The organism is Actinoallomurus bryophytorum, assembly GCF_006716425.1.
GTDB classification, from domain to species: domain Bacteria; phylum Actinomycetota; class Actinomycetes; order Streptosporangiales; family Streptosporangiaceae; genus Actinoallomurus; species Actinoallomurus bryophytorum.
The window spans coordinates 5,635,517-5,661,685 of record NZ_VFOZ01000001.1 but is presented as its reverse complement, the minus strand read 5'-3'; the positions used below and the strand labels follow the sequence as shown (position 1 = coordinate 5,661,685).

General features: G+C 71.2%; 25 protein-coding genes. 13 read left to right on the top strand and 12 right to left on the bottom strand.

Annotated elements, in window-relative coordinates; all coding sequences use genetic code 11:
- The first annotated feature begins 69 nt into the window (after positions 1-69).
- Positions 70-306, top strand: coding sequence for a DUF7455 domain-containing protein (locus FB559_RS26580; protein ID WP_141958710.1), 237 nt, complete (start codon positions 70-72; stop codon positions 304-306).
- Positions 307-702: 396 nt separating this feature from the next.
- Complete coding sequence (locus FB559_RS26575; protein ID WP_141958708.1) at positions 703-1,428, top strand: YaaA family protein; 726 nt, start codon at positions 703-705, stop codon at positions 1,426-1,428.
- A gap of 119 nt (positions 1,429-1,547) precedes the next feature.
- Here the strand turns inward: FB559_RS26575 and FB559_RS26570 are convergent, their stop codons facing one another.
- The 5 genes from FB559_RS26570 to FB559_RS26550 form a co-directional block, all read right to left on the bottom strand.
- Positions 1,548-3,176, bottom strand: coding sequence for an RNA polymerase sigma factor (locus tag FB559_RS26570; RefSeq protein ID WP_221640191.1), 1,629 nt, complete (start codon positions 3,174-3,176; stop codon positions 1,548-1,550).
- A gap of 197 nt (positions 3,177-3,373) precedes the next feature.
- Positions 3,374-5,431: a SpoIIE family protein phosphatase gene (locus FB559_RS26565; RefSeq protein ID WP_141958704.1), complete on the bottom strand. Its 2,058-nt coding sequence runs from the start codon at positions 5,429-5,431 to the stop codon at positions 3,374-3,376.
- Positions 5,432-5,504: 73 nt separating this feature from the next.
- Positions 5,505-6,458 carry an IS481 family transposase gene (locus tag FB559_RS26560; RefSeq protein WP_141958702.1) on the bottom strand — a complete coding sequence of 318 codons (954 nt, stop codon included), beginning with the start codon at positions 6,456-6,458 and terminating at the stop codon, positions 5,505-5,507.
- Between the two features lie 528 nt (positions 6,459-6,986).
- On the bottom strand, positions 6,987-7,565 hold the full coding sequence (locus FB559_RS26555) for an HhH-GPD-type base excision DNA repair protein (protein WP_141958700.1): 579 nt from the start codon (positions 7,563-7,565) through the stop codon (positions 6,987-6,989).
- A 6-nt stretch (positions 7,566-7,571) separates the two neighbouring features.
- Positions 7,572-8,705, bottom strand: a complete 1,134-nt coding sequence (locus FB559_RS26550) for an MFS transporter (RefSeq protein WP_246122076.1) — start codon at positions 8,703-8,705, stop codon at positions 7,572-7,574.
- Positions 8,706-8,904: 199 nt separating this feature from the next.
- Here FB559_RS26550 and FB559_RS26545 point away from each other — a divergent pair, with 199 nt between their 5' ends.
- The 9 genes from FB559_RS26545 to FB559_RS26505 all read left to right on the top strand — a co-directional run bounded on the left by FB559_RS26545 (position 8,905) and on the right by FB559_RS26505 (position 16,297).
- The gene (locus tag FB559_RS26545) at positions 8,905-9,594 is read left to right on the top strand and encodes a molybdopterin-dependent oxidoreductase (protein ID WP_221640190.1); all 690 of its coding nucleotides are present in this window, start codon (positions 8,905-8,907) and stop codon (positions 9,592-9,594) included.
- Entirely contained in the window at positions 9,591-10,226 is a 636-nt protein-coding gene (locus FB559_RS26540) for a cytochrome b/b6 domain-containing protein (protein ID WP_141958698.1), read from the top strand. The genes FB559_RS26545 and FB559_RS26540 overlap by 4 nt, the downstream gene beginning before the upstream one ends.
- A gap of 96 nt (positions 10,227-10,322) precedes the next feature.
- A complete protein-coding gene (locus tag FB559_RS26535; protein ID WP_246122074.1) occupies positions 10,323-10,574 on the top strand; it encodes a hypothetical protein in 252 nt (83 codons plus the stop codon).
- 238 nt (positions 10,575-10,812) lie between these two features.
- Complete coding sequence (locus FB559_RS26530; protein ID WP_141958696.1) at positions 10,813-12,303, top strand: hypothetical protein; 1,491 nt, start codon at positions 10,813-10,815, stop codon at positions 12,301-12,303.
- A 142-nt stretch (positions 12,304-12,445) separates the two neighbouring features.
- On the top strand, positions 12,446-13,222 hold the full coding sequence (locus FB559_RS26525; protein ID WP_141958694.1) for a thioesterase family protein: 777 nt from the start codon (positions 12,446-12,448) through the stop codon (positions 13,220-13,222).
- A 91-nt stretch (positions 13,223-13,313) separates the two neighbouring features.
- Complete coding sequence (locus tag FB559_RS26520) at positions 13,314-14,108, top strand: putative hydro-lyase (RefSeq protein WP_141958692.1); 795 nt, start codon at positions 13,314-13,316, stop codon at positions 14,106-14,108.
- Positions 14,105-14,848 (top strand): LamB/YcsF family protein, encoded by a 744-nt coding sequence (locus tag FB559_RS26515; protein WP_141958690.1) that lies wholly within the window; start codon positions 14,105-14,107, stop codon positions 14,846-14,848. Before FB559_RS26520 ends, FB559_RS26515 begins: the two co-directional genes overlap by 4 nt.
- Positions 14,845-15,447 (top strand): 5-oxoprolinase subunit PxpB, encoded by a 603-nt coding sequence (gene pxpB / locus FB559_RS26510; RefSeq protein WP_141958688.1) that lies wholly within the window; start codon positions 14,845-14,847, stop codon positions 15,445-15,447. The genes FB559_RS26515 and pxpB overlap by 4 nt, the downstream gene beginning before the upstream one ends.
- Positions 15,448-15,457: 10 nt before the next feature.
- Complete coding sequence (locus FB559_RS26505; RefSeq protein ID WP_141958686.1) at positions 15,458-16,297, top strand: 5-oxoprolinase subunit C family protein; 840 nt, start codon at positions 15,458-15,460, stop codon at positions 16,295-16,297.
- Positions 16,298-16,315: 18 nt separating this feature from the next.
- On the opposite strand, the gene FB559_RS26500 is transcribed toward FB559_RS26505, so the two are convergent.
- Positions 16,316-16,576, bottom strand: a complete 261-nt coding sequence (locus FB559_RS26500; RefSeq protein WP_141958684.1) for a BON domain-containing protein — start codon at positions 16,574-16,576, stop codon at positions 16,316-16,318.
- A gap of 453 nt (positions 16,577-17,029) precedes the next feature.
- Between FB559_RS26500 and FB559_RS26495 the strand changes: the two genes are divergently transcribed.
- Complete coding sequence (locus tag FB559_RS26495; RefSeq protein WP_141958682.1) at positions 17,030-18,253, top strand: glycosyltransferase; 1,224 nt, start codon at positions 17,030-17,032, stop codon at positions 18,251-18,253.
- A 9-nt stretch (positions 18,254-18,262) separates the two neighbouring features.
- Here FB559_RS26495 and FB559_RS26490 read toward each other — a convergent pair whose 3' ends face one another.
- Both FB559_RS26490 and FB559_RS26485 read right to left on the bottom strand, forming a co-directional pair.
- Positions 18,263-18,877, bottom strand: coding sequence for an antibiotic biosynthesis monooxygenase (locus FB559_RS26490; protein WP_141958680.1), 615 nt, complete (start codon positions 18,875-18,877; stop codon positions 18,263-18,265).
- 43 nt (positions 18,878-18,920) lie between these two features.
- Positions 18,921-19,772, bottom strand: coding sequence for a DMT family transporter (locus FB559_RS26485; protein WP_141958677.1), 852 nt, complete (start codon positions 19,770-19,772; stop codon positions 18,921-18,923).
- Between the two features lie 89 nt (positions 19,773-19,861).
- Here FB559_RS26485 and FB559_RS26480 point away from each other — a divergent pair, with 89 nt between their 5' ends.
- Positions 19,862-20,818, top strand: a complete 957-nt coding sequence (locus tag FB559_RS26480) for an ArsR family transcriptional regulator (RefSeq protein WP_141958675.1) — start codon at positions 19,862-19,864, stop codon at positions 20,816-20,818.
- A gap of 1 nt (position 20,819) precedes the next feature.
- Here FB559_RS26480 and FB559_RS26475 read toward each other — a convergent pair whose 3' ends face one another.
- The 4 genes from FB559_RS26475 to FB559_RS26460 form a co-directional block, all read right to left on the bottom strand.
- A complete protein-coding gene (locus FB559_RS26475; RefSeq protein ID WP_246122071.1) occupies positions 20,820-21,779 on the bottom strand; it encodes an alpha/beta fold hydrolase in 960 nt (319 codons plus the stop codon).
- Between the two features lie 82 nt (positions 21,780-21,861).
- The gene (locus tag FB559_RS26470; RefSeq protein WP_141958673.1) at positions 21,862-22,458 is read right to left on the bottom strand and encodes a hypothetical protein; all 597 of its coding nucleotides are present in this window, start codon (positions 22,456-22,458) and stop codon (positions 21,862-21,864) included.
- A gap of 108 nt (positions 22,459-22,566) precedes the next feature.
- Positions 22,567-23,646 carry a winged helix DNA-binding domain-containing protein gene (locus tag FB559_RS26465; protein WP_246122070.1) on the bottom strand — a complete coding sequence of 360 codons (1,080 nt, stop codon included), beginning with the start codon at positions 23,644-23,646 and terminating at the stop codon, positions 22,567-22,569.
- Positions 23,647-23,685: 39 nt separating this feature from the next.
- Positions 23,686-26,067, bottom strand: coding sequence for an AAA family ATPase (locus tag FB559_RS26460; RefSeq protein ID WP_141958671.1), 2,382 nt, complete (start codon positions 26,065-26,067; stop codon positions 23,686-23,688).
- Between the last annotated feature and the right edge of the window lie 102 nt (positions 26,068-26,169).

The window sequence follows — 26,169 nt, the reverse complement described above, 5'->3', positions numbered from 1 at the left end:
CCGCATGGGAACGCTCACGTCCGGTTAGATGTTGTCCTAAGCGACCGACCCCGAGACGAGGAAGGCGACGTGACTGGAGCTCTTGCCCCAACCAAGCCGCTGACGGCCGCAGACCGCTGCGACCGCTGCGGTGCTCAGGCCTATGTCCGCGCGGTCCTCGCGGGCGGCGGCGAGTTGCTGTTCTGTGCCCACCATGGCCGTAAGTACGGCGAGCCGCTTCGCGCGGCAGGCGCAGAGATCCACGACGAGACCGACCGGCTGCTTGAGACCCCTGCCACCGCACCCTCCGAAGAAGAAGAGCGGTAGGCCAGGCGAGCCGAATTCATAACCGACGAGACGGCGGCCACCCGAACCGGGGGCCGTCGTCTCAGTTTTCCGGACGAACCCCTTCCAGCGAGCGCCACGCGGCACGACGCGGCCCGGCAGCGCATCGAGCAGGACGTGGCCTCAGGATGATCGAGGTGGGCGCTCAGGCCGTGAGTGCGCCCAGCCCGCTCAGGCGTGAGTGCGCCCAGCCCGCTCAGGCGTGAGTGCGCCCAGCCCGCTCAGGCCGCGACGAAGGCCCGCCAACGACGACGAGACCAGTACGGCCGCCGCGCCCGGACGCCCATGACTCCGGAACGACACCGCGTGGACGACACTGTCCGTACGACGCTTTCGGTACGACGCCCCGGACCACACGGCCGAGGGCCTGGGGGGACGATGCTGATCTTGTTGCCGCCGTCGGAGAGCAAGGCGGCCGGCGCGGACGCGCCACCGCTCGACACGGGCTCGCTCAGCTTCCCCGGCCTCACTCCCACCCGCGAACGCGTGCTCCGCGCCCTGGAGGCCCTCTGCGCCGGTCCTGAGGGCACCGCACGGCAGACGCTGGGCCTGTCCCCCGGCCAGGCGGCCGAGATCACGCGCAACCGCGGACTGCGGACGGCCCCCGCACTGCCGGCCGCGGAGCTCTACACCGGCGTGCTGTACGACAATCTGGGCCTGGCCACACTGGACCCGGACCGAGCCGCACGGTCCATCTTGATCTTCTCGGGCCTGTGGGGCGCCCTGAGGGTCGCCGACCGCGTCCCCGCATACCGACTGGCAATGAACGTACGCCTGCCGCCCCTGGGCGCTCTCGCGGCCGTCTGGCGGCCCATCCTGACCGCCGCACTGCCCACCGGGGACCTCATCGTGGACATGCGCTCGGCGCCGTACGCCGCCGCGTGGCGTCCGCCGGCCGTCAAGGTGAGGGTCTTCCGCGAGCGCGACGGCACGCGGACGGTGGTCAGCCACATGGCCAAGGCGACGCGGGGCGCGGTCGCCCGGGCGCTGCTGCGGAACGCCGCGGATCCGGCGACCCCGGAGGAACTGGTCAAGACCCTGCTCGATCTGGGGTACGCCGCCGAGCTCAACGGCTCCGCCGTCGACGTCGTCATCGCCGACTGAGCAGCCCACGCGGAGGGGACCGCGCGCGACCAGGCCGGCTCCCGCCGTTCGCCGCAAGCGCCCTCGGCGAAAAACGAAGGCCCGGACCGTGAACGGTCCGGGCCCCCGATCGTGATGACTCAGTCGAGGTAGTCGCGCAGCACCTGCGAGCGCGACGGGTGACGCAGCTTCGACATGGTCTTGGACTCGATCTGACGGATCCGCTCGCGGGTGACGCCGTAGACCTTGCCGATCTCGTCCAAGGTCTTCGGCTGCCCGTCGGTGAGGCCGAACCGCATGGAGACCACGCCGGCCTCCCGCTCGCTCAGCGTGTCGAGCACCGAGTGCAGTTGCTCCTGCAGCAGCGTGAAGCTGACCGCGTCGGCCGGCACGATGGCCTCGGAGTCCTCGATGAGGTCACCGAACTCACTGTCACCGTCCTCACCGAGCGGTGTGTGCAGCGAGATGGGCTCACGGCCGTACTTTTGGACCTCGACCACCTTTTCAGGCGTCATGTCGAGCTCCTTGGCCAGCTCCTCCGGGGTCGGCTCACGGCCGAGGTCCTGGAGCATCTGGCGCTGCACGCGGGCCAGCTTGTTGATGACCTCGACCATGTGGACCGGTATACGGATCGTCCGGGCCTGGTCGGCCATCGCCCGGGTGATCGCCTGCCGGATCCACCAGGTGGCGTAGGTCGAGAACTTGTAACCCTTGGTGTAGTCGAACTTCTCGACGGCGCGGATCAGGCCGAGGTTGCCCTCCTGGATGAGGTCCAGGAAGAGCATGCCGCGACCGGTGTAGCGCTTGGCCAGCGAGACGACCAGCCGGAGGTTGGCCTCGAGGAGGTGGTTCTTGGCCCGGCGGCCGTCCTCGGCGATCCACTCGAGGTCGTCGAGCACCTGGAACTCCAGGACGGTCCGCTCGAGGGCGAGCTTTTCCTCGGCGAACAGGCCGGCCTCGATGCGCTTGGCCAGCTCGACCTCCTGCTCGGCGTTGAGCAGCGGGACCTTGCCGATCTGCTTGAGATAGTCCTTGACGGGGTCGGCGGTCGCGCCGGCGGCCGCGATCTGCTGCGCCGGGGCGTCCTCGTCGTCGTCACCGATGACGAACGACTCGTCCTCCGACGTCGGCTTCTTCTCCGCGGCCGGGGCGGGGGCCTCCTCGGGCTCCGCCTCAGGCGCGGCCTCGGCCACGACCTCGGTGTCCGTGTCGTCGACGCCGGTCTCGAGATCGGCGGCCACGACGTCGTCGCCGAGATCGTTCAGGTCGGCCTCATCGATGTCGGTGACCTCGATGTCGGCATCGCTGACGTCCTCGCCGTCCTCAGGCTCTTTTACGGCCTTCGCGACGGGCTGCGGCGCGGACTTCTTCGCCGGCGCCGCCTTCTTCGGCTTGGCGGCGCTCTTCTTGGCGCGAGCAGGCTTGGGCGGCGCCTCGGCGTCGTCCTCGACGACCGCGGTCACCGAGTCCTGCTCCTTGGTAGCGGCAGTCGTCTTGGTCTTCTTGGTCGCGGGCGTCGCACGCTTGCTGCTGTTGCGCGCGCGCTTAGGCGCCGCGGAGTCGGCAGCGCTCACCATGACGGTCACACCCTCCTTGCTAAGACTCCGCAAGATGCTCGAGGCCTTCGACACGGGAATGTCGGCCTCCTCGAACGCACGGCGTACATCATCGGCCTCGAGGTAGCCCTGGGAACGCCCACGCTCGATCAATTGCCTGACAACGTGCTCGTGCAGCTCGGACGGCTTGGAGGTCGAACTCGCAGGCGACACAAACACCTCTCGAACGAACGTGTGGCTATGTTGACCCAGTGCTGTATCGGGCGCCGGCCCCGTAGACGCTTTGCGTTGAGCAGCGTACCCCTGCCTCACTCTCGATCCAGCATTCTGGTACGCCTGCCTATTCCGCACGGTGGAGTCCGACCCGGTGACCACCACCTTAGAGGGCTTGGGGTGGTCCTTCGTACGTGCTACGCCGTCTTCGGCGGAACATGTAGGGCAAGTACGGTCACGTCATCATCATGGTCATACCCGGCCAGCATCCGATCCACCAGGAAGTCGACAAGTATCTCAGGATCCGCGAGCACCTCGGGCGGAGCATCGGCGGCGATGGCCACGATCTCGTCGAGGCCGGCGTCGAGTCCCCGTCTTCGGTTCTCCACAAGTCCATCGGAGTAGAAGACCACAGTGTTGCCGGGTGGAACGGAAAACTTTGTTTGATGTCGCTGTGAGGGCCAGCCGAGCGGGGTGCCGGCCTCGGCCGTACTGACCTTCGGCGGCGCGTCCGGGAAGATCAACAACGGGGGCAGATGTCCCGCGTTGCTGATCACGCCCTCGCCCGTGGCCGGATCGATCACGGCGTACGCGAGCGTCGTGATCTGCTCCAGGCCCTCGGTGGCGGTGAACAGCCGGTCGAGGCCGGACAGCACCGCCGCGGGACGCGGGTCGTTGAGGGCGAGGGCGCGCAGAGCGTTGCGCACGCGGCCCATTCCGGCCGCGGCCTTGACCCCCTTGCCCATGACGTCGCCGATCGCGATCGCCACCTGGTTGTCCTGCAGCGGGAAGGCGTCGTACCAGTCGCCGCCGACCTGCACGTGGCGTGTCGCGGGCTGGTAGCGGGCCGCGAGCTGCATCGAAGGAAGCTGGGGCAGCTGGTCCGGCAGGAGGCTGCGCTGCAGCGCCTCAGCGGTCTTGTGCTCGCGCTCGAACAGCGTGGCGCGCTCGACCGCGAGTGCGCACTGGCCGGCGAGCGCCTCGAGGAAGACCCTCTCCTCCTCGGTGATCTCGCGAGGCCGTGTGAACGAGAAACGGAGAGCGCCGAGCGCGCGGCCGGCGGCCAGCAGCGGGAGGCCCACCCAGGCGCGCTCGTCGGTCAGCCGGGCGAACGTGTCGATCTCCTCGGCCGGGATCTGGCCGCGCAGGCTCTCGGGGTTCTCGGCGAGGAACGGGCGGCGTTCGCGCACGGCGATCGACATCACGCTCGCGTCCTCGATCCCGATCTCCTCGCGGGGCGGACCCGGAAGCTCGGGAATGCCACCCGGCGTGATGGTGCGCAGCCGCACCTTGTCATCGTCGAGAAGCGCGACCGCGGAGCGGTCGGCGCCGATGGCGGACCGGCCGACCTCGGTGATCACGGCGACCACCTGGTTGACCGTCAGCGCCTCGGCCAGCATCGACGTCGCCTGCTGGAGCCGTGCGGTGCGCAGCGCGGCGGCGGAGAGCTGCTCGGTGAGCCGTCCCCGCATCTCCTCGGCCTCGCGCTTGCCGGTGACGTCGGTGTTGGCACCGACCCACTCGACGATCTCGCCGTCGCGGCGGATCGGCACCGCGCGTACGTCGTAGTTGCGGTAGCCGCCGGCACGGGTGCGGATGCGGTACGTCGCCTCGAAGATGCGGTCGCCGGACACGCACGCCTGCCAGGCGTCCTCGATGCGGTTGCGGTCCTCGGTGTGCACGGCGCCCAGCCAGCCGTCCGCGGCGTACTCCTCGTGCGTCTGACCGGTGATGGCGCGCCATTCGGGCGCGTCGTCGACGACCTTGCCGGTCGGCATGGTCACCCAGACGACCTGCGAGCTGGCCTCGACCAGGGAGCGGTAGCGCTCTTCTTTGCGGCGGATGGACGTCTCGGCGAGGACACGGTCGGTGACGTCCACGACGACGAGCACGACACCCGTCATCGCACCGTCGGCGGCACGTGAGGGGAACCAGGAGTACGCCCAGTGCCGTCCGTCGATCTGCAGGTCGACGTCGAGCACCGGACGGTCCTCGTCGACGACCTTGCGGACCGCGCCCTCGACGATCTCGCCGAACTCGTCGGGGAGCACCTCGGACGGCTTCTTGCCCTCGAGGTCGGTGACGGCGACGCCGTGCAGACGGGCGAGCGTCTCGTTGGCGCGCTTGAAACGCAGGTCGGTATCGAAGAGCGCGAACCCGATCGGAGCCTCCCGTAGCAACGTGGCGAACAGCGCCGAGTCCGACGCGTCGAGACCGGAGAGCCGGGGATGCGGCACGGACGTATCGGTGCTCATGGTAGACACCTCCGTCGCGCGCCTGGGCCTACTGCTAGGCATTTCCGCATCACTATGGGTGAATGGGAGCAGGCTAGCTGTTCTGTCCCGTGAGGTTGGGGATGCGGCTGGCGGGTGGTTGGCCGTTCAGTGCGGTGTGTCCGCGGTGGTGGTTGTAGGCGTGCAGCCAGTCGGGGAAGGCTTGGCGTCGTTCGGTCTCTGATCGGTAGGGGCGGGCGTAGGCCCATTCCTCCAGCAGGGTGCGGTTGAGGCGTTCGACCTTGCCGTTGGTCTGGGGCCGGTAGGGGCGGGTGCGTTTGTGGACGATGCCGGCGGTGGCCAGGACGTCGCGCCAGGGGTGGGATTTGTAGCAGGCGCCGTTGTCGGTCAGGACGCGTTGGACGGTGATGCCGCAGGAGGTGAAGAAGGCCTGGGCGCGGGTCCAGAACGCGGCGGCGGTGTGTTTCTTCTCGTCGGTGAGGATTTCGCTGTAGGCCAGGCGGGAGTGGTCATCGACGGCGGTATGGATGTAGCTGTACCCGGCGCCGGAGCGGGTCTTACGCCCCGCCTGGCGGCCTAGGGTCTTGTGTCCGCCGCCGTCGGGGATGTTGCCGAGTTTCTTGATGTCGACGTGGACCAGGTCGCCCGGTGCTTGGTGTTCGTAGCGGCGGATCACCCGGCCGGTCGCCCGGTCGGTCCAGGCCAGCCGGTTGAGCCGGTAGCGCACCAGGACCCGGTGCACAGTGGCCGGGTTCAGATGCAGCAGGCCGGCGATCCGCGCCGGTCCCCACCGCCGCGCCACCCGGACCTTGATGATCCGCCGCTCGGTCCGGGTCGGGGTACGCCGTGGGCTGGTGTGTGGGCGGCTGGAACGGTCGGCCATCCCGGCCTCACCGTGGGTGCGGTAGCGGCTTGCCCACCGCTGGGCGGTCGTGACCGAGACCTGGAAGCGTTCAGCGGCCCGCCGTAGCGGCCAGCCGTCCTCCACGACACAGCGGGCCAGGCGAAGGCGTCCGGTCTCACTCAGGGGTGCGTTACGGTGCGGCATGAGGGCCTTTCTGGTCGCCGGTGCAGATGTCGCAATCCACACCGAGCCAGAAGGCCCTCACCTATTTCAAGATCATCGCACCGTGTCGCCGTCACCAACCTCCGTGGTCAGTACAGCTAGCGCTCCCGTTCTCCAACACAACACCGCTCGGAGTCAGATTTTCATCATCTCGGTGGTTCGCCGCCGACGGAAGCCCCGTTCGGCATCGTTATCGCCGGCCGCGAAGCGCACGGCCCATCCTCGCCCGGCCGGCCACGCGGCGCGAAGCCGCGTACCCGGCAGGAAAGAAGATAATAAGCGCCAGCCGCAGGGTGGCGGGCGAGATCGCCGATCTCGGCGCGTCTCTCATGCGGCATACGGGCCGATGAGCAGCGTTCTCGCAGCGTACGGGGGAGAAATTACGGACGGCGTGTCGCCGAATATCGGTAATTCTTAATTGACCTTTACTTTTTCGTCCGCTTGAGTCCGTTTCGGTCCGGCGCCCCCTGGACGGCGCTCACCGGCACCACCGAACCGGGCACACCGCCCCTACGCCTTGTTCTTGGCCTTCGCGGCCGCCTTCATCTGCTGCTTGTGGCTGCGCACCTTGCCGAGCGAGTCCTCATCCACGATGTCGGCGATGGAGCGGTGTGCCGCGTCCTCGCCGTACGGGCCGGCCGCCTCGCGCCAGCCCTCCGGCCGCACGCCGAGCCGCTTACCGAGCAGCGCGACGAAGATCTTCGCCTTCTGCTCGCCGAAGCCGGGCAGCGCACCCACGCGTTCGAGCAGCTCACGACCGGTCCCCGCATCCGCCCACACCCGCTCGGCGTCGCCGTCGTAATGCTGGAGGAGAAGCCGGCACAGCGTCTGTACCCGCGCGGCCATCGCCTTGGGAAAGCGGTGGAGCGCGGGGCGCTGGCTGAAGACGGCGACGAGGGCGTCCGGGTCGTAGCCGGCCAGCTCCTCGACGTCGGGATCGTGCCCGAGCCGCCGCGCGAGGTCGGCCGGCGCCGAGAACGCGCGTTCGAGCGGCACCTGCTGGTCGAGCAGCATCGCCATCAGCAGCGCCAGCGGGCTGCGGTTGAGCAGTGCGTTGGCCTCCGGCGCGATGGGCAGCGAAACCGTCACGACGTCCTACCTTTCCTTCCCCGGGCCTCTCATCATCCTCCCAAGCGCGCGCCGCGTACCGGAACCCGCCCGGTCCGCCCCCATGGCCAGCGCGATGACGGCGTACGGGACGGCGGCGAGCGTGAACAGCGGGCCCGGCCCCATCCAGGAGGAGCCCAGCGCGTAACCGGCGAAGGTCAGCACCGCCACGACCTCCGTGCCGAAGCCGGCCATCGACGTCAGCGTCGCCCGCGAGCGGTCGGAGATGCGCTCCTGCAGCCGCAGGTCGGCGGCGACGATCGCCCACTGGAAGACGCCGAACGCGACCGCGACGGGCACGAGCCCGGCCGGCCTGCCGATGACCCCACCGGCCGCGAGACACACGGAACCGGCGGCCAGCGCCGGCGCCGCCCAGCGCGTGCCCCGGCCGCCCAGCCAGCCGCCCGCGGCCATCCCCGCCGAGACCATGAGGACGAGGAACGGCACCGTCGCGGTGGCGGCGCCCGTCGCGCGGGCGAGCAACGGGACGTACTCCTCCAGGGCGTCCACACCGGACACAGCCGCGACGATGACCAGGCAGCGTCGGACTGCGGGCGTCCCCCGTGCCTCGGCCAGGCCCTCGCGCAGCACGTCGCGATGGCTCCCGCCGTGCCGTCCGCCGCCGCGCGACTCGGGAAACGACCACGCGACCGGCACGCCGAGGAGCGTGACGGCGACGCTCGCGACACCCACCGCGCGGAAGCCGCCCAGGTGCATGACCGGCGCGGCGAGGGCCGTCGCCGTCATGACCGCGGTCATGCCCGCGGCCTGCGAACGGCCGATCAGGCGAGCGTAGGCGCCGGCGGCACCGGCGCGTTCGAGCTCGTCGTAGACCAGCGCCTGCAGGGCGCCCGAGCGCAGGGAGCTGCCGGTGCCCCACAGCACGAACCCCAGCGCGAAGAAGGAATAGGAGGGGAAGAACGTCCACAGCGCGTATCCCGCGCCAGTGAGGGCGGGCGCGACGATCAGCAGCAGCCTGCGGGAGAAGACGTCGGCCCACAGTCCGGACGGCACCTCGACCACGAAGCCGGTGACCGACCAGAGGAGGAAGAGCGAGGAGATCTTCGCGGCCGACAGCCCCGCGTCCGCGAACAGCACCGCGTACACGGGATAGAACAGCACGAAGTCGTCGAGGAACGCGTAGGCGTAGAGCCTGCGCGCGAGCGTCGCCTCAGGTGAGGATCAATGTCGCCAGGTCATGTCACGAGACTACGTCCGCGGTGTGGCGGGCGCATCCGGGTTTCCGCGGAAGATATGACGGAATTCTGACGTCCTGACGGAATCGGTTCGCATACGGCTCCGGCAGTGTTCGAATAGGGACGTGAGCAGTGAAGGATCGCCGGTCGGGCGTCGCATCGTGCTCGGCATGATCGGCCTAGGCGCCGTCGGCGTCGTGACGGGTGCCAAGGTGCAGCGTGGAGTGAACCGCGCGCTCGGACCGGTCAGTTCGGGAATCTCCGGCATCGTGCCCGCGGCCGGCGGCTTCCGCTTCTACACGGTGACCGGTTCGGTGAAACGCATCGAGCCGGCCGACTACCACCTGACGGTGCGCGGCCTGGTGAACCACCCGCGCGACTTCAGCTTCGTCGAGCTGCAGACGGCGCTTCCGCAGACGCGGATGACGGACACGTTCCACTGCGTCACCGGATGGAGCGTCCCGAAGGTGGCCTGGGTGGGCGTCGCGCTGCCCGACCTGCTCGACGCGGTCGGCGTGGGGGCCGGCGCGCGCGGGGTCAAGTTCACCTCTTTCGACGGCGAGTACACCGAGAGCCTCACGCTCGAACAGGCGCGGCGGCGCGACGTGATCGTCGCCACCGGCATGCTGGGCGGTCCGGTGAGCCATGACCACGGGGGGCCGGTACGGATGTACGTCAACCCGATGTACGGCTACAAGTCCACGAAGTGGCTGAGCGGGATCGAGCTGGTCGACAAGGTGCGGCCCGGCTACTGGGAGACACGCGGGTACGACGTGGACGGCTGGGTCGGGCACTCGAACGGATACACGTCATGATCCGGTTCACGCGGCCCGTCCGCTGGGTCCACCACGCGACGGCGTTGCTGATGCTGATCTGTCTCGTGACCGCGGCGGTGCTGTACGTCCCGGCGCTCGAGGAGACGGTCGGCCGCCGCCACCTGATCCGCCTGATCCACGTCTACGCCGGGTTCGGGCTGCCGGTGCCGGCGCTGCTGGGATGGGCCTCCCGCGCCTTCCGCGACGACCTTCGCCGCCTGAACCGCTTCTCCCCCGCCGACTGGGAGTGGCTGCGCGGCAAGGACCGCCGCGCCACGGTGCGCGGCCGCGGCATCCACCCGGTGGGCAAGTACAACGCGGGGCAGAAGCTCAACGCCGCGTTCGCCGGCGGCGCGATCCTGGTGATGCTCGGCACCGGGGCCGTCCTCACCTTCCCCCACCGCTGGCCGGACTCACTGCGCGCGGGCGCGACGTTCGTGCACGACTGGCTGTTCTTCGCGATCTTCGTGGTCGTGGCCGGGCATCTCTACTACGCGCTGCGCGACCCGGGGTCGCTCAGCGGGATGTTCCGCGGCCACGTCCGGCGGGACTGGGCGGCCCGTCATCACGTCGCGTGGCTCGACGAGACCGACGAGCGCGAGCCACGCGATCGTGTCGCCGGAAAGTCTTGACACCCCTGCGCAGAGAGCCGAGATTCGAGCCGTGGCGGGTCGCACCGCGCCGGTGTTCCCCGCGATCGTCGATCTGTGGCGGGAGAGTGGTCCGATATGGCTCCGACACAGCTCATGTGGCGGCTCCACGTCCCCTCACCGATGGTGAGGCGACTGTGCCGCGACTTCACCGAACTCTCCGCCGAGACCGTCGAACGCTGCGTCGCCGACGTACGGCTGCGCGGCCGGCACCTGGGCGTGGACCTCACCCCGCAGCTCATCGAAGTCATCACCCGCGAACATCTGCTGAGTATGGTCAAGTCCGAGCCACCCTCAGCACGTCGAGCCGAACCTTCTGCGGGCGAGTAGGGTAAGTGGCCGGACACCGGACCACTCTTCCCTGAGGCGCCGCTCCCGGCCGCGCCAAGGGACGTACTGCGAGAAGGTAGCCACGTGAGCGACCTGCGCGAGCCGCCGAGCGCGCGACCCCCGCTGATGACGGCCGTGTCGCCGCGTCACGCGGCGCGCCCGAGCCGGCATCCAGGCGAGGTCGCCGCATGACCGGTACGCCCCCCGCCGTACGACGGCGCTCCCGTGGCGAGGTTGCATGACACGGCAGCGCACCCAGCCCCCGGATGCCGTGTTCCTAGAGATGCTGCGCGCCGCCCGCGAGCTGCTGGCGGTGCGCAGCCCCCTCGACGCCGAGCTCATCGTGAGCGAGATGCTCGGCACGTGGTGGGGCAAGCGGCTGGTGCACGACGACGTCGAGGAGGTCGTCGGTGAGGCCCTGGTCGAGCATGCCGCCAAGGCGCGTACGCCGGCGGCGCTCGCCCTGCTCACCGGGATCGCCTACCTCGGCACACCACGGCAGGCCGCGAAGGCCGAGCAGGCCGCGCTGACGCTCATGGAGGCGGGCGTGGCACGGCCGGGCTGGGCCGGGCGCGTCGGCGTGGTCGTGCCCGACCAGTGCTTCGTGTCCCGCGACGTGTACGGCGACCAGGACTCGGTCGTGTGCACCTACACCTACGCCGGCGAGGAGCACCATGCGCTGGTCGTCGTCGTCGACCACAACGAGCGCGGCATGGTGGTCGACGCGTGGGTGTCCTCACAGGTGGACAAGCTGCTCGGCTACTGCCGCAAGGAGGCCGAGGACAACCCGCTGATGTGCTTCGAGCCGATCCCCGGGAGCCGCGCTCGCGTCCTCCTGGAGAAGGCCCTGGCGATCACCGACGAGATCGAGGATCCGCCGGTCAAGGACACCTTCGGGTCCTACCACGCGTTCGTACGTGCGCGGATGCGCGCGCTTCCGCCCGGCGGACGCCGTACCCCTCCAACGGCCTACAGCCACGACCGGCGCGCGACCATGGCGGCACAGTTCCTCGCCTCGGACGAGGCCGAGGGGCTGTCGGACCGCTCGGCCGCGAGCCGCTGCGTCGACCGGATCATCGACTACGGCTGCGATTACGACTTCGGCCGGCCGCTGCGGGTCAGCCCGGTCAAGTGTGAGACGTTCCTGCTGCACCACCTCCCGCGCAAGGTGATGCTCTCTCCCGGCGAACAGGACGCCATGCCGCACGTGCTCGCGGCCTGGGTGCGCTGGGCGAGCAAGCGGACCCGGCTGCACGAGGAGGGTGTCCGGCAGACCCTCGACAAGGTCTGGGACATCACCGGCAAGTTCGCCGAGGCCTACCGCGACCCGACGACGTTCGGCCTGGACCGCGAGCTGGTCGAGCGGCTGCTGCCCGACGGTGACCTGGAGGCCCTGGCCCGCCGGGCGTTCGCGTTCCCGTTCCTGACCGCGGGCAACGCCGACATCGACCTCACCCGGCTGGACCCGGCCGACGACCACGACCGGCGCAAGCTGTTGAAGTTCGAGCACCCCGACCACGACCACGAGCACATCGAGACGCACCTGCGCCTGGCCAAGCGCCTGTGGAACGGCGACCCGCCCCAGCTGTGGACCATCGCCGAGTACCTCCTCGACAAGGGCCACGACCGCCACGACATCCTCCACCGGTTCATGGTGATCCTCGATGAGGTGGGCGACGACCCGCGGGCGTTGCGTGCCGCGCTGCGGGGTCTTCGCGACGAGGTCTGACCGCGGCCCGGCCGGTCGTGGCCACGCCGGTGGTTACGGCCATGCCTTGGCCGGTCGCCCCGGTTCGACCGAAATCATGGTAGAGCTGTGACGCGTTCATTCGTCACCCGCGCGAGCGCCGGACCGCGCTGAAGGGACTCGCATGGCCGACAGCCTCTACCGTCCGCTCGGAGACGGCCGGTTCCAGTCGACGGAGCTCACGCAGGGACCGTGGGACCCACGGAACCAGCACGGCAGCCCGCCGGCGGCACTGCTCACCCGGGAGCTCGAACGCACCGACCCGCAGCCCGACATGACCGTCTCGCAGCTGGCGATCGACATCCTCGGGCCGATCCCGGTCGGCGAGGTCACGGTGCACACCGAGGTCGTACGGCCCGGACGGCGGATCCAGTCCGTCGCCGCCGAGATGGTCGCCGAGGGACGTCCGGTCGCGTACGCGCGTGCCTGGCGCCTGCGGCACGCCGACACCGAGGCGATCGCCTCGGAGACCGCCGCCTCTCGCCTGCCCCTGCCGGACACCACCCTGAAGGAGTCGCCGCTGCCCGACTTCGGGTACTTCCACGCGCTCGAGTGGCGGTTCGCCGAGGGCGGGTTCATGCAGAACGGGCCGGCCGTCCTGTGGACCCGGCTCGCGGTGCCGGTCCTTCCCGACGAGGAGCCCTCGCAGCTCCAGCGGGTGGCCGGGGTCGCGGACACGGCCAGCGGCATCAGCTCCGAGCTGAGCTTCGCCGCGTACATGTTCTCCAACGTCGACTTCACCCTGCACCTGGTGCGGCCCCAGTCCGGCGAGTGGACCTGCCTCGACGCCGCCACGACGGTCGGGCCGTCCGGCAGCGGCCTGTGCCGTACGCGCCTGTACGACGAGCGCGGTGACTTCGGCAGCGCCGCACAGACCCTCTTCGTCGCCCGGCGCGACTGAGGGCGCGCGGCTCCGGGACCTGGCCGCTACCGGCAGCGCCAATACCCTGTCGCGCGGCCTGCCCGGCGGGTCCAGCGGGCATGACCTCTTCATGACCGCTCTGGAGCAACCCGCCATACTGACCCCCTCCCAGGCGCGTGAGGTCTTCCGCACCGGCGAGGTACCGGAGACGACGAGCGGCTGGTGCCGCGGTTACGTACAGGCGAACCTCCTCGCCGTACCGCGCGACCTGGCCTTCGACGCGCTGCTGTTCGCCGTCCGCAACCCCCGGCCGTGCCCGCTGCTCGAGGTCACCGACCCCGGCGATCCCCTCGTCCACGACGTGGCCACCGCCGACCTGCGCACCGATCTGCCGGCCTACCGGGTGTACGAGCACGGCCGGCTCGTCGCCGAGGTTCCCGACGTCACCGAGTACTGGCGCGACGATCTCGTCGGCCTGCTGTTCGGCTGTAGTTTCACGTTCGAGGCGGCCCTGGCCGCGGCCGGTGTACCGCTGCGCCACGTCGAGCAGGGCCGCAACGTGCCGATGTACGTCACGTCGCGGCCGTGCCGCCCGGCCGGCCGCCTCGCCGGGCCGCTCGTCGTCTCGATGCGGCCCGTGCCGCCCGACCTGGTCCGTACGGCCGCCGAGGTGACCGCGCGCCATCCGGCCGCCCACGGCGCGCCGGTCCATGCCGGCGACCCCGCCGAGCTGGGCATCGCGTCGCTCGACCGGCCCGACTTCGGCGACGCGGTGACGGCCGAGCCCGGGGACGTCCCGGTGTTCTGGGCCTGTGGCGTGACCCCGCAGGCGGTCGTGATGGCCAGCGAGCCGCCGTTCGTCATCACCCACTCTCCCGGGCGGATGCTGATAACCGATCGTTCGGATGAGACGCTGACCCCATGATCGACCTGAATGCGGACCTGGGTGAGGGATTCGGGCCGTGGCGGCTCGGCGATGATCTCGCCCTGCTCTCGATCGTCACCAGCGCGAACGTCGCGTGCGGGTTCCACGCCGGAGATCCGCTGATCATGCGGCGTACGTGCGCGGGCGCCGTGGAGCGCGGCGTGACGATCGGGGCACAGGTGTCCTACCGCGATCTGGCGGGCTTCGGCCGCCGGGAGATGGACGTTGCCCCGGACGAGCTGACCGCCGAGGTGCTGTACCAGCTCGCCGCGCTCGACGGCATCGCGCGCGCGGAGGGTGGCCGCGTGCGGTACGTCAAGCCGCACGGCGCGCTGTACAACCGCATCGTGCGCGATCCCGTCCAGGCCGAGGCGGTTGCCGCCGCGGTCAGGGCCTACGACCCGGCGCTGCCGATGCTCACGCTGCCCGGCTCGGTGCTGCACCAGGTCTCCGGCGTGACCGTGGTCAACGAGGGCTTCGCCGACCGCGCCTACAACCCCGACGGCACTCTCGTGTCCCGGCGGGAGCCCGGTGCGGTGATCGAGGACGAGCACCGGGTGGCGGCGCGCGCGACGCGGATGGCCGTCGACGGCACTGTCGAGGCCGTCGACGGGACCGAGGTGCGCGTCGATCCCCGGTCGATCTGCGTGCACGGCGACACGCCGGGCGCGGTCGCGCTCGCACGGGCCGTGCGCACGATGCTCGAACATGCCGACATCCGGCTGGGACCGTTCGCGTGAGGGTGCGGCGCGCGGGCGACGCCGCCCTGCTCATCGAGACCGAGGCGCCGCACCGGCTGCACGCCGCGGTACGCGAGCTCGCCCGGCCGGACGTGGTCGACGTCGTACCGGGCGCCGGGACGGTGCTGGTGACGACGCGGCCGGGCACCGACCTGAGGTATCTCGGCTCGCTGCTCGGCGACCTGCCGCTGCCGGAGGCGTACGAGACGGGCGGCGAGCCGCTGCGGGTGCCGGTCGTCTACGACGGCGAGGACCTGGACGAGGTCGCCTCGATCACCGGGCTGAGCAGCGAGGAGGTCATCGAACGGCACGCGAGCGGCGACTACGTCGTGGCCTATCTGGGGTTCGCACCGGGGTTCGGCTACCTGTCCGGACTCGACGAGCGGCTCCAGGTGCCACGCCGCGACTCACCGCGCACGTCGGTGCCGTCCGGGTCGGTGGCGATCGCCGGTCCGTACGGCGCCATCTACCCGTCCTCGTCACCGGGCGGATGGCGGCTCCTCGGCCGTACGACGCTGAAGCCGTGGGATCCCGAACGTGACCCTCCCTCGCTCCTGCGGCCCGGAGTACGGGTGCGCTTCGATCGCGTGACGCGGTGAGGGGGCCAACGTGATCGAGGTCGTACGCCCCGGGCCGCTCGCCACCGTGCAGGACCTGGGCCGTGCCGGGTACGCCCACCTGGGAGTGCCGTTGTCCGGTGCGGCGGACCGGGCGAGCCTGTGCCTGGCCAACCGTCTGATCGGCAACGCCGAGGACGCCGCCGGCGTGGAGCTGACCTTCGGAAACGCCGCGCTGCGTTTCGAGTCGGCCGCGTGGGTCGCGGTGACCGGGGCGCCGCTGCCCCTGTCGCCGGTCACGATGAACGCGCCCTGCCACGTGCCGGCCGGCACGGTCGTGGAGTTCGGTGCGCCGTCCGCGGGGGTCCGCACATACGTCGCGGTACGCGGCGGCGTCGACGTGCCCGCGGTGCTCGGCAGCCGCTCCACCGACGTACTGTCCGGGCTCGGTCCGCCGCCGTTGTCGGCCGGTGACCGGCTGGCCGTCGGGCGCGCGACGGGCATGATCACGGTCGATGTGGCACCGGGGCTGGAGCCGGAGGGTGAGCCGGTGCTGCGCGTCGCCGCGGGCCCGCGCGACGACTGGTTCGAGACGCTCGCTCCGCTCGCGGAGGCGGCCTATGAGGTGACCACCCAGAGCAACCGTGTCGGGGTGCGGCTGGACGGGCCCGCGCTCAAACGGCGGCGTGGCGGGGAGCTGCCGAGCGAGGGCATGGTGACCGGGTCGCTGCAGGTGCCGCCGAACGGGCTGCCCATCATCTTCCTGGCGGACCATCCGACGACCGGCGGCTATCCCGTGGCGGCCGTGCTGGCCACCGGCGACATCCCGCGTGCCGCGCAGCTTCGTCCTGGTCAGCGGGTGCGGTTCCGGTTCGCCGCCGGGGGCACGTGAGGCGTCACGTCCCGGCGCTCACCACGGCGTGCCGTCCTTGTACCTGCTCTGGGCCGGCAGCCCCACGACGACGACGTCGTTGGCGATGCGCAGACCGGACGCCGCCTCGCGGGCGACCGCCTCGATCAGTGCGCGTCGCCGGGCGGTGGCCACCTGCCCGCGCAGGACGACCACGTCATCGTGGATGTCGACGTCGATGCCGAACTCGACGGTGCGGGCGTCCGCGGCGAGACGGTCCTTGATGCGCGCCGCGAGACGGTGTGGCGGGTTCTCGGTCATACACCGCTCCCCTCCCGTGGCTCACCGTCCCCTCCCGCACGATGGCACAGCCGGGCCTGGTCCGCGCTCGGTCTGAGAAAGGCACTGCAACTTTCACAATGCCCGTTCCTCGCGGTGTCTGCCCGTGGGACCCCGTGTCAAACACGCCGGCGGCAACAGATCTTCAGGCGGTAAATGGTCGGCAATGGTAATAATTTACCAATTCTCCCGGCAGCGGCGCGTCTGACACCGCAGGTCGGCCGCCATGGACGACGACCTCGGCGCCCGGCCGGACCCGATGCGTGGCCGGGCGAGCGGGGCATGACAAGGTGGGTCGCGCCAGACCACTGACTTGGCCGTTCATCGCTATTTTGCCGAATCTGGGCGGAGTTTGACGGCAATGCCGGAGGCAAAACTATTTGTACGGTCATTGGGCCAATAGTCGCATCGCATACTCGCCGTAAAGGAGCGCCGTTGAGAATCGACATGATTTCCGAGCATGCCAGTCCACTGGCGCCGCCCGGGGGGATCGACGCCGGAGGCCAGAACGTTCACATCGGGGGGCTCGCGACCGCTCTGGCACTCCGTGGCCACGAGGTCACCGTCCACACGCGCCGCGACGACGTCGCGCTGCCCGACTCGGTGCCGTACGCGCCCGGCGTCACGGTGGAGCACGTACGGGCCGGTCCGGCGCGGGTCGTCGGCAAGGACCAGCTGCTGCCGTACATGGCGGAGTTCGCCGAGCAACTGGCGCGGCGGTGGGCGTCGACGCCTCCGGACGTCATCCACGCGCACTTCTGGATGAGCGGGCTCGCCGCGCTCGGCGGCGTACGCGACCAGGACATCCCGGTGGTGCAGACGTTCCACGCCCTCGGCAGCGTCAAGCGGGCGCACCAGCCGGACACGGACACGAGCCCGCCCGAGCGGCAGCGGTTCGAGGCCCAGGTGGGCCGTGACGCCGCGGCGGTCATCGCCACGAGCACCGACGAGGCACGTGAGCTGGCCGCGTACGGCATCCCGCCGGGCTCGGTCCACGTCGTCCCGTGCGGCGTCGACACCGGGCGCTTCCGCCCGGCCGGGCCGGCCGCCGAGCGCGGCGACCGGCCGCGCGTCCTCACGATCGGGCGTCTCGTCCCGCGCAAAGGGCTGGACACCGTCATCGAGGCGCTGTGCCACGTGCCGGACGTGGAGCTCGTGGTGGCCGGCGGGCCGCCACGCGCGGATCTGGACCGCGACCCCGAGGTGCTCCGGCTGCGGCGGCTGGCGCAGGCACGCGGCGTCGCGTCGCGCGTCCTGTTCACGGGGAGGATCACACGCGAGAAGCTGCCCGCGCTGATCCGGTCGGCCGACGTCGTCGTGTCGGTGCCGTGGTACGAACCCTTCGGGATCGCGGTCCTGGAGGCGATGGCGTGCGGTGTTCCGGTGGTCGTCTCCGCGGTCGGCGGCCATCTGGACACGGTCGTCGACGGGGTGACCGGACTGCACGTCCCGCCTCACGTGCCGGGCGCGCTGGCGGGACGGCTGCGCAGGGTGCTCGCCGATCCCCGCCTGGGCCCCTCCCTCGGCGCCGCCGCGGCGGCGCGGGTCCGCGAACGCCACACCTGGAGCCGGGTCGCGGCCGAGACCGAGGCGGTGTACCGCCAGGTCATCGACGGCCGGACGGATGAGATGGCGATGGCCGGCGGCACGCTGACCTGAGCCCTGGGTTCAGGCGGGATCGCTCCCGGCGTCCCGGCGGTCCGTCCGCTGGGCGGGCCGGTGCCTCCGGCCGGTGGGATAGAGCCATCCGCGCATCACCCGGCTGAGGCCCGGCATGAACGCGTAGGTGAGCGTGGGCACGACCACGAGCGGGAAGAGCGCGCTGCGCAGCGGGAGCGGCCAGCTCTGCGTCCACGGCGCGATGACGCCCTGGAACACCAGGCTGAGCGGGTAGACGGCCAGGAGGGTGACGATGACCATCTTGGGGCGCGCCGGGGCGGGAACCGCGTCACCGGGAAGGCTGAACCACGTCTCCAGGCCGGTGGTGCGATGGCGGTGCTCCTTGGCGATGCCGTCGACGCGTTCGAGCCACTCGTCGCGTTCGGCCGAGCCCATCCAGGCGTTCAGGCGTTCCTCGTCGACGAAGTTCAGGACCGTGTAGTAGCGGTGCCGCGATCCCTCGGCGCGCAGCCAGGTCGCCCCGCGGTGCCCCGGGAAACCGGCCGCGGCGTCATTGACGCCGTGCGCCCACGACTCGAACTCCGCCTCGCGGCCGGGGGCGACGTCCCAGGTGAACACCACCGTCGCGGGGCGGACATCGTTCTCGACATCGGATGAGGTCATCTGACCAGGTTCACCGGTGAGGCGGCGTCGAAACCGCATGTCGTCAGTGGACGTTGATGAGGGCCACGCCGATGACGACCACGCCCGCGGCGGCGAACCTCGGCAGTCCCATCCGTTCGCGGAAGAAGACCGCGCCGATGATGGCACCGGTGATCACTCCGGTCTCCCGCAGGGCGGCGACGGGGGCGAGCGCCCCGCGTGTCTGCGCCCAGACCACGATGCCGTACCCCAGCACCGAGATGAGACCGCCGGGCAGGCCGAGCCGCCACTGCGCGGCCACGCCCCGCCACAGCCCCGCGCCGCGGACCAGGTAGACCCACAGGACGACCAGCGGGCCCATGCAGAAGAAGAGCCACCCGCTGTACCCGGCGGCCGTACCCGCGTGACGTACACCGACGCCGTCGATGAGCGTGTACCCGGCGATCGAGACCCCGGTGAACAGCGCGGCGCCGATCGCGCCCGCCTGGCGCCGGGACACCCCGCCGGAGAAGGCCAGCGCGCCGAGCCCGCCGCAGACCGCGGCGACGCCGGCGAGCTGCGGAAGCGTCAGGTGCTCGCCGAGGGTCGTGGCGGCGACGAACGCGACGATCAGCGGGCCGGTGCCGCGGGCGAGCGGGTAGACCTGGTTGAAGTCGCCCAGCTCGTACGAGCGCGCCAGCAGCGCCGTGTACACGACGTGCACCACGACCGAGGCGGCGATCCACGGCCACGCGGCGCGCGCCGGGTGACCGCACACACAGACCATGACCAGCCCGGCCGCGCCCTGGGCGATGCCGATGAGGGCGAATCCGGCGTACCTGTCGGGGGCGCCCTTGGCCACGGCGTTCCAGATGGCGTGCAGGACTCCGGCGAAGATCACCGCGAGGGCGGGAATCAGGGGGAATGCGTGGTTCACGAACCCACCTCATCGGACGGGCGCCGTCGCTGGTAGAGATTTAGCCCTGACCTGAATCCTCGGCAACGGGCACTCGTAGGATTCAGGTGATGATCGAGCTCGATCTGGACGTCGAGGACCTGGTCGGCATGCGGTTCGCCGTCTCTCCGCTGATGGAGACCGTGATGAGCCTGCGCATCCCGCTGCTGCCGACGTACTTCGTCCTGCAGATGCCGTGGTGGCGCCGGGTCCACGGCGAGCTGGCGGGGGTGGACATGGGGCCGCTGACCGCGCTGGTCGGCGTGCGGCGCTGGGTGCCCGACTTCCTCACGCCGCGGCCCGAGGTACCCGTGCCCGACTTCGACGCGGAGCTGGAGCTCGTCCGGAGCACTCCGCCGGAGAAGGTCGCCGCCGACATCAAGGTCGCCCACGCGGGGCGCCCGGTGCCGGACGCCCTGTGCCTCGACGACCCGGCCCGGCTGCGCGACCGGATCGCCGACCTGCTCGGGCAGTACTGGGAGGCGGCGCTGGCGCCGCACTGGACGCGGATGCGCGGGGTGCTCGAGGCGGACATGCTGTACCGCGCCCGGCAGTTCACGCGCGGCGGCGCCAGGCTGCTGTTCGCCGACCTCCACCCCGCGGTCCGCTGGCGCGCGGGCATGCTCCGTCTCGACATCCCCGCCATCGACTACCGCGCCGACGTGACGGGACGTGGCCTGTGCCTCATGCCCTGCCTGTTCGTCCGCGGCGTGGCCCCGCCGATCAGCGCCAGCGAACCACCGGCACTCGCCTATCCGGCTCGTGGCATCGCGACCCTGTGGGAGACCGAGCCCCCGAGGGGCGACGCGGCCCTCGCCGCGCTCATCGGCCGCCCGAAGGCCGCGCTGCTGGGCTGCCTGGACCGCCCGACGTCAACGACCGACCTGGCCGGCCGGCTCGGCGTCACACCGGGCGCGGTCTCCCAGCACCTGGCCGTACTCCACGACACCGGGCTGGTGACGCGCGCGCGGGTCGGCCGGGTGGTGCTGTACGCCCGTAGCGACCTGGGCTCGCGGCTCCTGTCGTGAGTCAGGCGCCGCTGGAGACGTGCGGATCGAGCGCCGGCGGCACCGCGCCCTCCTCGGCCCGTCCGTCGCGCAGCAGCCGCCGCCAGCGGACCGGGTCGTGCCGGGCCGGAGCCGTATGGTCCAGGAAGTCCTCCACGACCGCGGCGAACCGCTGCGGCTCGTCGCGGTGCGGAAAGTGACCTGCCCGGTCGAAGATCTCCAGGCGGCTGCCGGGGATGGCCTCGTGTGCGACATGCGCGTGCCGGAGCGGGATCACGCCGTCGCGCCTCCCCCAGACGATCAGTGTCGGGAGGGCCGCCGCGAGGTAGCAGCGGTCCAGCATCGTGATGACCTGGCCGCGCACGTCGACCCCGGCCCGCAGGGTGCGCAGGAACGCCCGCCGGGCCGTCTTCGGCCGCAGCGCGCGGTAGCGCTCCAGCACGTACCCGAAGTCGGGGCCGAGCCGCGTCGCACCGGTCGAGCGCAGTACGGGGGCGGCGAGCCGCATCGCGGCGCGTACCGGCGCGGAGGCCGCCACCGACAGCCCGATCTCGGCGCCCGGGGCCGCGGCGAGGCGCAGCAGCGGATGCACCTCCTGGCCGATCCCGCCGCTGCCGACCAGCACCAGGCGCTCACACCGATCGGGAAACTGGTAGGCGAACTGCATCGCGATGCCCCCGCCGAGCGAGTGACCGACGACGGTCACCCGGTCGATCTCGAGCACGCTGAGCAGGTCGCGCATGCCGCACGCGTACGCGGCGACGGCGTAGTCCGCCCTCGGCTTGGCGGACTCGCCGTGGCCGAGCAGGTCGGGCGCGATGACGGTATGCCGCCGCGCGAGCTCGGGGATCACCCTCAGCCAGGTCTCGGAGCTGTCACCGATGCCGTGGATCAGCAGCAGCGGAGGGCCGCTGCCGACCATGCGGAAGGCCCGCCAGTAGCCGTGGATGTCGCGGAAGCGGATGAGAGGTCGTACGCCCAAGAGCACTCACCACCGATGTCGGCCCTCCGCACATCGTGTGACCTGCTCGTTTCACTCCGGCTACCGCACTGTAAGCAGCGCGTTACGCTGCGGGCTGTGTCTCCAGCCACGGCGAGACGCGCTCCCGGTCGAGCAGGTCCGGCTGCTCGAGCCCGCTCAGCATGAAATGGACCATGGGTGCCGCGTCCTGGGTCCAGGCGTAACACTGCCGCGCCGAGCCGCACTGCATCCCCGCGCGGCTCCGCGCCACCGCGACGATCTCCGCAGCGTCCGCGCGGATCTGCTCGGTGTCGGCGGCCGGGTCGGACAGGGACACGCCACCCGCCTCCGCGACGGCCGCGATGTCGGAGAGCTGACCGTGCAGCCATTCCCAGGGCGTGGCCTTGACCTCGTCGGCCCAGTTGCGCGCGCACGGCTCGTCGCCGTCGAACCGTGGATGGTAGTGCGCGGCGTCGAACGCCCCGGGCACGCCGTCGAGGCGGTCGAACAGGTCGGCCCGCCACACCGGCCGGTCCACCGCGATCCGCTGCGCCGCCGACTCGGAGCCGCGCAGCGGCTGGGGTTCGCGCAGGCGGAGCTCGAGACGGACACCGTGTTCGAGGTGGCTGTCCTTCAGGCTGACCTCGAACCAGTGCCGGATCAGAATCGCTGTCTCGTTGTAGACGAAGGCGTGCAGCACCCCACCAACTCCTTGCTCACCATCCGGGCGCTCGGCACCGGGACACGGGAACCGATCGAGCCGTTCCCTACCCAGCCGCCGAGCGCGGTAGTCGGACGAATGACACTCTCATGGTCCAGATCCCCCCAACAGAAGTCTCAAGCGCTCATGCCGTGACATCTCGGCCTCGACCGCCGACGCGGGAACGTCGTCCCACAGCGTCACGCCCTCCTTGCCCCAGACGCCCACGACCCGGCCGCCGCGCAGCACGACCGGGGAGATCCAGCCACCGGCCCGGCTGACCTCCTTGCGCCGCTCCGGCGGCACGATCTCGGCCGCCGTCGTACCGCCGCCGAGGACGTACGCGTCGAAGGGGCCGAGCAGGCGCACCGCCGTGCTCGGACCGGTCGCGAGCAGCTCGTCCAGGTGCGCGGCGAGCATGACCCGCCGCTCTCCCTCCACCTCGACCTCGGCCAGCTCGCCCTCCAGCGCGGCGAACCAGCTCCGCAGCACGGCCTTGGGCGTGTTGCCGCGGCTGAGCCAGACCTTGTCGAACAGCTCCGGCGTGGCCGGGCCGTACGCGCCGAGGAACGCGCGCAGCACGGTGCCAGCCGGGTCGGGCACCGGCGGCAGCCACGCGGCCGACGTGAAGGTGACGCGGCCGCCGCTCGGCGGCCCGAAGCAGAGCACGCGCCACCAGGCGAGCGGCTTGAGCAGCGTGCCCCAGCCCGAGCCGAGCACGCCGGCCAGGTGCGCGGAGCCGGTGCGGTCCACGATCTCGGCGGTCAGCTCCTCGCGCGTCAGCACCGCGCCGCCCGCGAGCGCCTCGGCCGCCGCAGCGGCGATCGTCTCCAGGTCGGCAGGCGTCGCGCCGAACGACCGCTGCCAGCTCCCCCGCTCCCAGTTGCGGTGGGCGGCGGAAAGCTCCAGGTAGGCGGCGGCCTCGTCGGCGGGCAGCAGGTGCAGCGTGCCGCGCATCGCCCACGTCTTGACGAGCGTGCGGACGTCGAGCGCGATCTCCACCGCGTCCGAGTCGGCGCACAATTCGGTCTGGCGCAGCGCGATGGTCAGCTTGGCGGCCGAGGCCACCTGCGCCTGCACGCCGGCCAGCCGCCCGGTCACGTAGGCGGGGCCGCCGGCCACCGCCGGGGCGAGGAACTGCCGCCCCATGCGCCAAGCGAGTATCTGGTCCCAGGTCACCGTCTCCACGACGGGCACAGTAGTGCCCGGCGCCGACAGAACCGACGCTCAGCCGCGGCGCTGGGCGAACTCCGCGTAGGCGGCGCGTACGTCGTCCGCGGTGAGCGTGGTCAGGTCCGCGGTCGTCGCGTCCGAGCCGAGCGAGGCGATCCGTACGTCGCGGAACCCGCACGCCTTCTCGTACAGCGAGCGCACGAACCGGCCGTTGCCCAGCTCGTCGATCCGGCCCTGCCCGCGTACCCGCTGGAAGACGCCGGCGAGGTCGTCCAGCGCGGCCTCCTCCCAGGTGTCGCCGGCCGCGGCGGCGAGGCTCAGCGCGATCTCCAGCAGCTGGTCGGGAGTGTAGGTGGGGAAGGCGACGCGTTCGGAGAACCGCGAGGCGAGCCCGGGGTTGGAGCGCAGGAAGCGGTCCATGTCGGCGTCGTAGCCGGCCAGGATGACCACGAGCCGGTCGCGGTCGTCCTCGGCGCGCTTCAGCAGCGTCTGGACGGCCTCGGAGCCGAACGCGTCACCCCCGGCGTAGCCGGGATTGACCAGTGAGTACGCCTCGTCGATGAACAGCACGCCGCCCAGCGCCGAGTCGATCACCTTGTTGGTCTTCAGCGCCGTCGACCCGAGGTGCTCGCCGACCAGGTCCGCGCGCTGTGCCTCGACGACCTCGGGCCGCGCGAGCAGACCCAGGGCCGCGAAGATCCGGCCGAACACGCGGGCGACCGTCGTCTTGCCGGTGCCCGGCGGACCGGCGAAGACGAAGTGCCGCATCGGCGGGTGGGTGGTCAGTCCCTGCTCCTCGCGGAGCTGGGCGACGCGCAGCTGGGCGGCGATGGCGTGCACCTGCCGTTTCACCGGATCCAGCCCGATCATCGCGTCGAGGCCGGCGAGCGCGTCCTCCAGCGTCGGTGTCTCCGCGTAGCCGCGGTAGCGCTCGGTCACCTCGGCGAAGGCCGGCTCGATGTCGATGGCGCCGATCGTGACGAGCTCCTCAGGTGTCGGCTCGGGGACGTGCTGCGCCGCCTTGGAGCCGTGCCGCCAGCCGCCGCCGACGATGCGCACGTCGCGGGCGCGCGCCGCCGACTCGATCAGCGACCGGACGAAGCGCCCGTTCCCCAGCTCGTCGACGATGCCCCGGCGGCTGACCTCCTCGAAGCGCGCCCACAGGGAGGGGGCGGCGTCCGGCGCGAGCCGGTCGCCGCGCAGCGCCGCGTGGTATTCGGCGATCTGGAGCAGCTCCGCGGGCTCGTAGCCCGGAAACTTCACGCGCGTGCCGAACCGCGATGCCAGGCCGGGGTTGGAGGACAGGAACGTGCCCATCTCGTCCTCGTAGCCGGCCAGGATGATCACGAGGTTCTCGCGGTCGTCCTCGGCGCGTTTCAGCAACGTCTGCACGGCCTCGTTGCCGAACCGGTCGGCCTGTCCGTCGGAGACGTTGACCAGGCCGTACGCCTCGTCGATGAAGAGCACGCCGCCCATCGCGCGGTCGACCAGGTCGTTCGTCTTGATCGCGGTGGCGCCGAGGTACTCGCCGACCAGGTCGGCGCGCTGGGCCTCGATCACCTGCGGCGTGGGCAGCAGCGCGAACGCGTAGAAGATCTTGGCGACGACGCGGGCCACCGTCGTCTTCCCGGTGCCGGACGGCCCGACGAACACGAAGTGCCGCATCGGCTTCTCGGCGGCGAACCCGGCCTCGGCGCGCATACGTGCCGCCTCGATCGACGCGGCGATCGAGCGGACCTGGCGCTTCACGGGCTCGAGCCCGATCATGGCCTCCAGCTCGGCGAGCGCCTCGTTCACCGAGATCTGCGGCACCTCTTCGGCGGGACGTCCCTGCTCGGGCGCGGTGTACTCCTCGGGCTCCTGGTAGTCCTCCTGCGCCCAGCCGGTGTCGTACGCCTCGGCGGGCACGATGCGGCGCGCCTGGAACCAGCGGTACCCGAGGACGACGAGCGCGGCCGCCCAGGCGGGGCCGGCGTTCAGGCCGGGCAGCGGATGCGCGAGTGCGGCGGCCACGATCCCGGCCAGCGCGAACGCGGCCAGCGCGGTGCGCCACGGCGCATAGGCGCGGATTCGGTGCGCGAGAAATGCGACCGGGAGGGCGAGCGCGGCCAGGAATACGGCCTCGTGTCCGCCGGGCGGATACAGCCTGCTGACCGGGATGACCGCGGCGAGCCAGCACACGACGACGAAAGCCGTCGCCATGCCGCTCGGCGAACGAAGGGTGAAGTCGATGACGAGCAGAAGCGTGGCGACGAATACGACCGTCGTGAGCACCGGCCACGCCACGACGATGGCGACCGCCGCCGCTCCCACGACCAACACGAGAAACGTCAGCCGCCGTACGCCCGCCTGTATCTGGAAGTAACGCCAGCGTGCTCGTTCGAACACATCGCGCACAATCCGCGGGCGCGATCGGGACCTGCCGAACGGTCGCATCGCCCTCCCCTCACGCCTGCAGACGTGTATAGCGCAGGTTCACCTTGTAATGGCAGAACCTATTGTCTGGCGTGGCTCCATCAAGACGGTTACCGGAGAGCG

Excerpts from the sequence above, each read along its gene's own strand:
- FB559_RS26540 (WP_141958698.1), top strand. The coding sequence starts at position 9,591 with ATGATCCGGTTCACGCGGCCCGTCCGCTGGGTCCACCACGCGACGGCG.
- FB559_RS26525 (WP_141958694.1), top strand. The coding sequence starts at position 12,446 with ATGGCCGACAGCCTCTACCGTCCGCTCGGAGACGGCCGGTTCCAGTCG.
- FB559_RS26535 (WP_246122074.1), top strand. The coding sequence starts at position 10,323 with ATGGCTCCGACACAGCTCATGTGGCGGCTCCACGTCCCCTCACCGATG.
- FB559_RS26460 (WP_141958671.1), bottom strand. The coding sequence starts at position 26,067 with ATGCGACCGTTCGGCAGGTCCCGATCGCGCCCGCGGATTGTGCGCGAT.
- FB559_RS26530 (WP_141958696.1), top strand. The coding sequence starts at position 10,813 with ATGACACGGCAGCGCACCCAGCCCCCGGATGCCGTGTTCCTAGAGATG.
- FB559_RS26515 (WP_141958690.1), top strand. The coding sequence starts at position 14,105 with ATGATCGACCTGAATGCGGACCTGGGTGAGGGATTCGGGCCGTGGCGG.
- FB559_RS26500 (WP_141958684.1), bottom strand. The coding sequence starts at position 16,576 with ATGACCGAGAACCCGCCACACCGTCTCGCGGCGCGCATCAAGGACCGT.
- FB559_RS26490 (WP_141958680.1), bottom strand. The coding sequence starts at position 18,877 with ATGACCTCATCCGATGTCGAGAACGATGTCCGCCCCGCGACGGTGGTG.
- FB559_RS26520 (WP_141958692.1), top strand. The coding sequence starts at position 13,314 with ATGACCGCTCTGGAGCAACCCGCCATACTGACCCCCTCCCAGGCGCGT.
- FB559_RS26560 (WP_141958702.1), bottom strand. The coding sequence starts at position 6,458 with ATGCCGCACCGTAACGCACCCCTGAGTGAGACCGGACGCCTTCGCCTG.
- FB559_RS26565 (WP_141958704.1), bottom strand. The coding sequence starts at position 5,431 with ATGAGCACCGATACGTCCGTGCCGCATCCCCGGCTCTCCGGTCTCGAC.
- FB559_RS26575 (WP_141958708.1), top strand. The coding sequence starts at position 703 with ATGCTGATCTTGTTGCCGCCGTCGGAGAGCAAGGCGGCCGGCGCGGAC.
- FB559_RS26480 (WP_141958675.1), top strand. The coding sequence starts at position 19,862 with ATGATCGAGCTCGATCTGGACGTCGAGGACCTGGTCGGCATGCGGTTC.